General features: G+C 70.9%; 5 protein-coding genes and 1 riboswitch. Of the genes, 2 read left to right on the top strand and 3 right to left on the bottom strand.

The window, feature by feature from the left end; genetic code table 11:
- Nucleotides 1-128: 128 nt before the first annotated feature.
- The 3 genes from FHL79_RS26305 to glgX all read right to left on the bottom strand — a co-directional run bounded on the left by FHL79_RS26305 (nt 129) and on the right by glgX (nt 5,510).
- Nucleotides 129-710: a LysM peptidoglycan-binding domain-containing protein gene (locus tag FHL79_RS26305; protein WP_138761102.1), complete on the bottom strand. Its 582-nt coding sequence runs from the start codon at nt 708-710 to the stop codon at nt 129-131.
- Nucleotides 711-713: 3 nt separating this feature from the next.
- Nucleotides 714-875: riboswitch (cyclic di-AMP (ydaO/yuaA leader) on the bottom strand.
- Nucleotides 876-1,089: 214 nt separating this feature from the next.
- Nucleotides 1,090-3,405, bottom strand: coding sequence for a malto-oligosyltrehalose synthase (treY, locus tag FHL79_RS24175; RefSeq protein ID WP_138761101.1), 2,316 nt, complete (start codon nt 3,403-3,405; stop codon nt 1,090-1,092).
- Nucleotides 3,402-5,510: a glycogen debranching protein GlgX gene (glgX, locus tag FHL79_RS24170; RefSeq protein ID WP_138761100.1), complete on the bottom strand. Its 2,109-nt coding sequence runs from the start codon at nt 5,508-5,510 to the stop codon at nt 3,402-3,404. Before glgX ends, treY begins: the two co-directional genes overlap by 4 nt.
- Nucleotides 5,511-5,790: 280 nt before the next feature.
- On the opposite strand from glgX, the gene uvrB reads away from it, so the two are divergent.
- Together uvrB and FHL79_RS24160 are read left to right on the top strand one after the other, a co-directional pair.
- Complete coding sequence (uvrB, locus tag FHL79_RS24165) at nt 5,791-7,908, top strand: excinuclease ABC subunit UvrB (RefSeq protein ID WP_138761099.1); 2,118 nt, start codon at nt 5,791-5,793, stop codon at nt 7,906-7,908.
- 130 nt (nt 7,909-8,038) lie between these two features.
- Nucleotides 8,039-8,377 (top strand): hypothetical protein, encoded by a 339-nt coding sequence (locus tag FHL79_RS24160; RefSeq protein WP_138761098.1) that lies wholly within the window; start codon nt 8,039-8,041, stop codon nt 8,375-8,377.
- Nucleotides 8,378-8,488 lie beyond the last annotated feature (111 nt).

The following is an 8,488-nucleotide window of genomic DNA, read 5'->3' as shown; positions in this document are numbered from 1 at the left end:
GGCTCGGACATGCGGGGGCCTCCAAGGGCGGTAGGGGGGGTGGGACGGCAGCTTCATGCCCGCGCGCCCGGCCCTCAACCGTCCCGGGCTCCGGGCAGCCGGGGTGGTGCCCCGGCTGCCCGGTGTGCTCAGACGGCCAGCACCTGTCCCACGGAGATGCGGTTCGGGTCGCTCACGGTCGACGAGTTCAGCGCGGCGAGCGCCTGCCAGGTCGTGCCGTGGGCGGACGCGATCCTCGCCAGCGTGTCGCCGGGCTGCACGGTGTACGAACCGCCCGAGGACGCGGCCGGAGCCGCGGCCGGAGCCGCAGCGGGAGCCGGAGCCGCAGCCGGGGCGCCGGCCGCGGGGGTGGTGCCGCTGGTCAGGTACTTGCCGCAGGTCGGCCAGGCACCGACGCCCTGACCGACGAGGACCTTCTCGGCGATCTCGATCTGCTGGGCCGCCGTGGCCAGGTCGGCCCGCGCGGCGAACGCCGTGCCGCCGTAGCCCGCCCAGGTGCTCTGGGAGAACTGCAGGCCGCCGTAGTAGCCGTTGCCAGTGTTGATGCTCCAGTTGCCGCCGGACTCGCAGTCGGCGACGCCGGTCCAGTCGTGCGTCGCCGCTGCGGACGCAGGTGCGGCGAGCAGGCCGATGCCGACGGCAGCAGCGCCGAGGGCGACGGCCCCGCTCGCAACGGTGCGGCGGGCGCGGACGTGCAGGGACTCGAACATGGGTGATCCTCCCGATCACCGCCTACGAGGTGAGCTGTCGGGTTCGGGCGAATCGGTGCCCGGCCGGTCGGCGCCCGGTGGGCGCAGCACGGCTTCACCCCGAGACGCGCAGGCGCGTCGGAAGTGGGTCCCCCGCCCCCGTCCTGGGTGGGTCGACGTCAGGCTGCCGGCGGACGGGGTTCGGCGGTCCGGCGCCTCGTGCCCGGCCAGTGCGGTCCGGGACGCCGAGAACGGTAAGCGGAACCTGCGGGTCTCGCTTCCCGTGGCGGCGACGTTCCGGCATCCGCCCAGGACGCTCTGCGACAGGCCGGGCCGGGGACACCTCGGCGTCCCCGACCCGTCACGTCACGTCACTGGTGCGACAGCCGTGGGTCCTTCGTCAGTCACGGACGAGCAGGGCTACCGGGAGCTGGGTGAGCACCTCGGTCAGCGGGGCCCCGCCGGCGGCGGAGACCACCCGGGCGCCGGTGAGCAGGTCCCGCCAGGCGCCGGTCGGCAGCTGCAGCGCGGTGTCGCCCCACCCGGAGGCCGCCAGGTGCACCGGCAGCCGGGTGGCCACCGCGACGACCTCGCCGCGGTCGAAGGCGACGACGGAGTCCGCGGCGGTCCCGGTGGCCTCGAGCGGGGTGTAGCCGGTGAAGGCCTCCGGGTGGTCCCGCCGGTGCCGCAGCACCCGGGAGACCACCAGCAGCTTCGCCGCGCCGGTCTCGTCGACCGGCGGCACCCAGCCCTCGTCCAGCCGGGCCAGCAGACCGCGGCGCAGGTCGTAGTCGACCGGACGGCGGTTGTCCGGGTCGACCAGCGAGAAGTCCCACAGCTCGGTGCCCTGGTAGACGTCCGGGACGCCCGGCATCGTCAGCTGCAGCAGCTTCTGGGACAGCGAGTTGCCGTAGCCGAACGGTGCGATGCGGGCGACGAGGTCCTCGATCGCGCCGTGGGTCACCTCGTCGTCGTACGCCGCGTCGACCAGCCCGTGCAGCTGGTCCTCGAACTCCTGCACCGGGTTCGTCCAGGTGGTCGAGGTGCCGGCCTCGCGGGCGGCCTTCTCCACGTAGGCGTGCGCCCGCTCGCGGGAGAGCGGCCAGGCGCCGACCAGGTTCTGCCACACCAGGTGCGCCAGTGACCGGTCGGCCAGCGGGTGCCGGTCGAGCAGCCGGCGGACCAGCTCCGCCCACTCGGTCGGCTGCTCGGCCAGCACGGCGAGCCGGGCCCGCACGTCCTCGCTGCGCTTGGTGTCGTGGGTGGACAGCGTCGTCATCGACGCCGGCTTGACCTCGGCCCGGTGCTGCTGCGCCTGGTGGAACTCCGCGACGGTCGTCCCGAACCGGGCCGGGTCGCCGCCGACCTCGTTCAGCGCCACGAACCGCGCCCACCGGTAGTACGCGCTGTCCTCCACGCCCTTGGCCATGACCGGCCCGGAGGTCTGCTCGAAGCGGGTGGCCAGCTCGGTCCCGGCGGTGCCGAGCAGCGGGTGCAGGGCGTCGACGGGCGCGGTGAGGTCGGGCCGGCGCTGCTTGACCGCGGCGACCGTCTCGTCCAGGTGCTCGCGGCCGTCGGGCAGGTAGCTCCGGTACACCGGGAAGCTGGCCAGCAGCTCCGCGAGCCCCTCGGTCACCTGCTCGGCCGGCACCCCCGGCAGCTCGCCGATGATGCGCTGCAGCCGGGCCACCTCCGAGCCGAGCATGCCGTCGGTGACCTCGCGCTTGCAGTCGTGGACGAGCTGCGCGTAGTCCACCGGTGCACCGGCGAGCTCGGTGTCCAGGGCGGTGATAGCGGCTTCGCCGGCCGGGTCGATCAGCACGCTGTCCACCTCGGTGAGCGCGTCGTAGCCCGTGGTCCCCGCGGTCTTCCACCCGTCGGGCAGCTCCTCACCGGGCTCGAGGATCTTCTCCACGACGGTCCACCGGTCGCCGGTGGCGCCGGCGAGGGAGTCCAGGTAGCCCTTGGGGTCGGCCAGCCCGTCCGGGTGGTCGATCCGCAGCGCGTCGACCGAGCCGTTCTCGACCAGCTCGACGACCAGCGCGTGGGTGGTCCGGAAGACCTCCGGGTCCTCCACCCGCAGCCCGGCGAGGGTGTTGATCGCGAAGAACCGGCGGTAGTTGAGCTGGTCGTCGGCGCGCCGCCAGTCGACCAGCTCGTAGTGCTGCCGGTCGTGCACCTCCTGCGGCGTCCCCTCCCCGGTGCCCGGGGCCAGCGGGAAGCGGTTGTCGTAGTAGCGGAGCTCGCCGTCGACCACCTCCAGCTTCGAGACGTCGTCCGCGCTGCCCAGCACCGGCACTCGGATCCGGCCGCCGCCGAAGTCCCAGTCGACGTCGAAGGCGTCGGCGTGGGCGCTGTCCCGCCCGTGCTGCAGCAGGTCCCACCACCAGCCGGACTCGGCCGGGTCGCTGACGCCCATGTGGTTGGGCACCAGGTCCAGGACGAGGCCGAGGTCGCGGGAGTGCAGCGCGGTGACGAACCGGTCGAAGCCGTCCCGCCCCCCGCGCGGCTCGTCGATGTGCGCGTGGTCGACGGTGTCGTAGCCGTGCGTGCTGCCGGCGGCGGACCGCAGCAGCGGCGACGAGTAGGCGTGCGTGACCCCCAGGTCGGCCAGGTAACCGGCCACCGACGCCGCGTCGTCGAGGGTGAAGTCGGCGGTCACCTGCAGCCGGTAGGTGCCCGCGGGCACTTCCCGGCGACGGTTCGTCCCGGTCACGGCGCCGCCTGCAGCACGACGGTGGCGCGGGGGGCGATGGTCAGCGTCTCGCCGGCCTTGACCTGCACCGGCTCGACCTCGCTCAGCTCGGCGGTGTCGACGACGACCGTCCAGCCCTCGGCGTAGTCGCTGCCGGGCAGGGTGAACTCGATCGCCTCGGAGGAGGCGTTGAAGGCGAGGTAGAAGCAGTCGTCGACGACGTCCTCACCGCGCTCGTCGGTCTCCCGGATGCCGTGGCCGTTGAGGTACATGGCCAGCGACTTGGCGAAGCCGACGTCCCAGTCGTCGTCGTCCATGACGTCGCCGCCCGGGGTGAGCCAGGCGATGTCCTGCACCGGGTCGCCCTCCTCCCGGCGTACCGGACGGCCGTGGAAGAACCGGCGACGGCGGAACGTCGGGTGGTCGGTGCGCAGCTTGGTCACCAGCTTGGTGAACTCGAGCAGGCCCTCGTCGACGTCCTCCCAGTCGATCCAGGTGATCTCGTCGTCCTGGCAGTAGCCGTTGTTGTTGCCGCCCTGGGTGCGCCCGAGCTCGTCGCCGTGCAGCAGCATGGGCACGCCCTGGCTGAGCATCAGCGAGGCGATGAAGTTGCGCCGCTGCTGCGCGCGCAGCGCGAGGATGTCCGGGTCGTCGGTCGGCCCCTCGACGCCGCAGTTCCAGCTGCGGTTGTGGCTCTCGCCGTCGTTGTTGTCCTCGCCGTTGGCCTCGTTGTGCTTCTCGTTGTAGGAGACCAGGTCGTTGAGGGTGAAGCCGTCGTGCGCGGTGACGAAGTTGATGCTCGCCACCGGGCGCCGGCCGGAGTGCTGGTACAAGTCGGCCGAACCGGAGATGCGGCTGGCGAACTCGCCGATGGTGGCGTCCTCGCCGCGCCAGAAGTCCCGGACCGTGTCGCGGTACTTGCCGTTCCACTCGGTCCACAGCGCGGGGAAGTTGCCGACCTGGTAGCCGCCGTCGCCGATGTCCCACGGCTCGGCGATCAGCTTGACCTGGCTGACGATCGGGTCCTGGTGGCAGAGGTCGAAGAAGGCCGACAGCCGGTCGACCTCGTGGAACTGGCGGGCCAGCGACGAGGCGAGGTCGAAGCGGAAGCCGTCGACGTGCATCTCGGTCACCCAGTAGCGCAGCGAGTCCATGATCAGCTGCAGCGACTGCGGGGTCGCGACGTTCAGCGAGTTCCCGGTGCCGGTGGTGTCCATGTAGTACTGCTTGTCGTCCTCGACCAACCGGTAGTAGGCCTGGTTGTCGATGCCGCGGAACGACAGCGTCGGACCCATGTGGTTGCCCTCGGCGGTGTGGTTGTAGACCACGTCGAGGATGACCTCGATGCCCGCCTCGTGCAGGGCGCGGACCATGCCCTTGAACTCCTGCACCTGCTGGCCGTCGGTGTCCTGCGCGTACTCGTTGTGCGGCGCGAAGAACCCGATCGTGTTGTAGCCCCAGTAGTTGCGCAGGCCCTTCTGCTGCAGGGTGTCGTCCTGCACGAACTGGTGCACCGGCATGAGCTCGATGGCGGTGATGCCCAGGCTCTGCAGGTGCTCGATGACCGCGGGGTGCGCGATGCCGGCGTAGGTGCCGCGCAGCGCCTCCGGCACCCGCGGGTGGGTCATCGTCAGGCCCTTGACGTGGGCCTCGTAGATGACCGTCTTGTTGTAGGGCGTCCTCGGCGGGCGGTCCACGCCCCAGTCGAAGTACGGGTTGATGACGACGGACTTCGGCATGTGCGCCGCGGAGTCGTCGTCGTTCTTCTCGCCGTTCTCGAAGCGGTAGCCGAAGACCGACTCGTCCCAGTCGATCTGGCCGTCGATGGCCTTGGCGTACGGGTCGAGCAGCAGCTTGGCCGGGTTGCACCGGTGGCCCTGCGCGGGGTCGTGCGGGCCGTGCACGCGGAAGCCGTAGCGCTGGCCGGGCTGGATGCCGGGGAGGAAGGCGTGCCAGACGTAGGCGTCCATCTCCGGCAGCCGGATGCGCGTCTCGTTGCCGGCCTCGTCGAAGAGGCACAGCTCGACCTTCTCGGCCACCTCGCTGAAGATCGCGAAGTTGGTGCCGGTGCCGTCGTAGGTCGCTCCGAGCGGATAAGCGGAACCGGGCCACACCTGGGTGGTCATGGGAGAGGTCGTCCTCCTGCTGAGCGCCCCGGCGCAAGCGCGGGGGCATGGGTCATGGCAGCTGAACCGAGGGGTTCGCTGTCGGATGCCCGCAGTCGGGCCTCCGCACACCTGGCATGACACAGGACACGTGTGCGGTGCCGCTCGCACGGGCAGCGTCCGGAGGCAGTGCGCCGGTCCCGGTTCCAGCGGCCCGGTGACCAACGCACCCGTCGTCCCCGACGGCTCCCGGACGCCGCGAGCTCCCGTTCTGTCGCACCCCCGTCGTACCGTCGTCGGCGTGTCCACCACCACCGACATCCGGCCCACCCGCGGGCGGTTCAAGGTCGTCAGCGAGTACGAGCCCGCCGGTGACCAGCCGACGGCGATCAAGGCCCTCGCCGAGCGGGTCAACGCGGGGGGCACCGACACCGTCCTGCTGGGTGCCACCGGCACCGGCAAGTCCGCCACGACGGCCTGGCTGATCGAGCAGGTGCAACGCCCGACGCTGGTCATGGCGCCGAACAAGACGCTGGCCGCCCAGCTGGCCAACGAGTTCAAGGAGCTGATGCCCGACGCCGCCGTCGAGTACTTCGTCTCCTACTACGACTACTACCAGCCCGAGGCATACGTCCCGCAGACGGACACCTACATCGAGAAGGACTCCTCGATCAACGAGGAGGTGGAACGGCTGCGGCACTCGGCGACCAACAGCCTGCTCACCCGGCGCGACGTGATCGTCGTCTCCACCGTCTCCTGCATCTACGGGCTGGGCACGCCGCAGGAGTACGTGGAGCGCGCGCTCAAGGTGAAGGTGGGGGAGTCGCGCTCCCAGGAGGAGCTGCTGCGCACGCTGGTCACCGAGCAGTACACCCGCAACGACCTCTCGTTCACCCGCGGTACCTTCCGGGTCCGCGGCGACACGATCGAGATCTTCCCGGTCTACGAGGAGCTCGCCTGCCGGATCGAGATGTTCGGCGACGAGATCGAGCGGCTGTACTACCTGCACCCGCTCACCGGCGAGGTCGTCCGTGAGGTCGACGAGCTGTTCGTCTTCCCGGCCACCCACTACGTCGCCGGCCCGGAGCGGATGGAGCGGGCGATCGCGACCATCGAGGCCGAGCTGGAGCAGCGGCTCGCCGAGCTGGACAAGCAGGGCAAGCTGCTGGAGTCCCAGCGGCTGCGCATGCGCACCACCTACGACATCGAGATGATGCGCCAGGTCGGGTTCTGCTCGGGCATCGAGAACTACTCCCGGCACATCGACGGCCGCTCGCCCGGCTCGGCCGGCGCCTGCCTCATCGACTACTTCCCCGACGACTTCCTGCTCGTCATCGACGAGTCGCACGTGACCGTGCCGCAGATCGGTGGCATGTACGAGGGCGACATGAGCCGCAAGCGCACGCTCGTCGAGCACGGCTTCCGGCTGCCCTCGGCGATGGACAACCGGCCGCTGAAGTGGGAGGAGTTCACCGACCGGATCCACCAGACCGTCTACCTGTCGGCGACGCCGGGCAAGTACGAGCTGGGCCGCACCCAGGGCGAGTTCGTCGAGCAGGTCATCCGCCCCACCGGCCTGGTCGACCCTCAGGTGGTCCTGAAGCCCACCAAGGGCCAGATCGACGACCTGGTGCACGAGATCCGGGTCCGCACCGAGAAGGACGAGCGGATCCTGGTCACCACGCTGACCAAGAAGATGTCCGAGGACCTCACCGACTACCTGCTCGAGCTGGGCATCAAGGTGCGGTACCTGCACTCGGAGGTCGACACGCTGCGCCGGGTGGAGCTGCTGCGCGAGCTGCGGCAGGGCGAGTACGACGTGCTGGTCGGCATCAACCTGCTGCGTGAGGGGCTCGACCTGCCCGAGGTGTCGCTGGTGGCGATCCTCGACGCCGACAAGGAGGGCTTCCTCCGCTCGGGCACCTCGCTGATCCAGACGATCGGCCGCGCGGCGCGCAACGTCTCCGGCGAGGTGCACATGTACGCCGACAAGGTCACCCCGTCGATGGCCCAGGCGATCGACGAGACCAGCCGGCGGCGCGAGAAGCAGATCGCCTACAACACCGAACGTGGGGTCGACCCGCAGCCGCTGCGGAAGAAGATCGTCGACATCCTCGACGGCATCTACAAGGCCGCGGAGGACGCCGAGGCGTCGACCGAGCTGCTGGGCGGCTCGGGTCGGCAGCAGTCGCGGGGCAAGTCGCCGGTACCGGGGCTGTCGTCGAAGGGCAAGGCCAAGGCCGGGTCGATCGACGTGCAGGGTCTGCCGCGCAACGAGCTGGCCGACATGATCACCAACATGAACGAGCAGATGCTGGCCGCGGCCCGGGAGCTGCAGTTCGAGGTCGCCGCCCGCCTGCGCGACGAGCTCAACGAGCTCAAGCGCGAGCTGCGGCAGTTCGATGCCGCCCACGCCTGATCCCGCACCGCTGAACGGCGACGGCCCACTTCCCACCCGGAAGCGGGCCGTCGGCGTCCGATCGCCGGCTGAGGCGAGCTGAGCGTGGGCGCGGACTGCCACTCCGGGCCGTCGCGACCATGATCGGCGGGTGGCTCATGGCGAAGGCAGCTCCTGGTACGGCGTCCGCTGTCTCTTCCAGCACGGCCCTGGAGACGGCGACAGCATCGCGTATGAGGAGCGGATCACCATCTGGTGGGCCGGTTGGTTCGACGAGGCGATCGAGCTCGCCGAGGCCGAGGCCGCGGAGTACGCCGCGGACATCGAGGGCGTGAGCGACCTCGGTCTGGTCCAGGCCTACGTGCTGCCGGAGCCGCCCGGCCAGGGAGTCGAGGTCTTCTCGCTCATCCGGGACAGTGGTCTGACGGCGGACGACTACATCGACCAGTTCTTCGACACCGGCGGAGAACGACGACAAGCCGCGGGGTGACCGGTCAGCTCGGCAGGCGGTCACGCCCCCGAGAAGAGCGGGCGCGGACTGCCAGCGCGGGCTCTCGGACCTGGCAGTCGGCGCCCGCTGTCCCGCGGGGCGGGCGTGCGG

The organism is Modestobacter altitudinis (assembly GCF_005930475.1).
In the GTDB taxonomy this organism is placed as follows: Bacteria; Actinomycetota; Actinomycetes; order Mycobacteriales; family Geodermatophilaceae; genus Modestobacter; species Modestobacter altitudinis.
The sequence above is the reverse complement of the archived record's forward strand: the minus strand, read 5'-3'. Positions and strand labels throughout refer to the sequence as shown.

Bases quoted from the DNA above. Each gene is read 5' to 3' on its own strand.
- FHL79_RS26305 (WP_138761102.1), bottom strand. From the start codon at position 710: ATGTTCGAGTCCCTGCACGTCCGCGCCCGCCGCACCGTTGCGAGCGGG.
- glgX (WP_138761100.1), bottom strand. From the start codon at position 5,510: ATGACCACCCAGGTGTGGCCCGGTTCCGCTTATCCGCTCGGAGCGACC.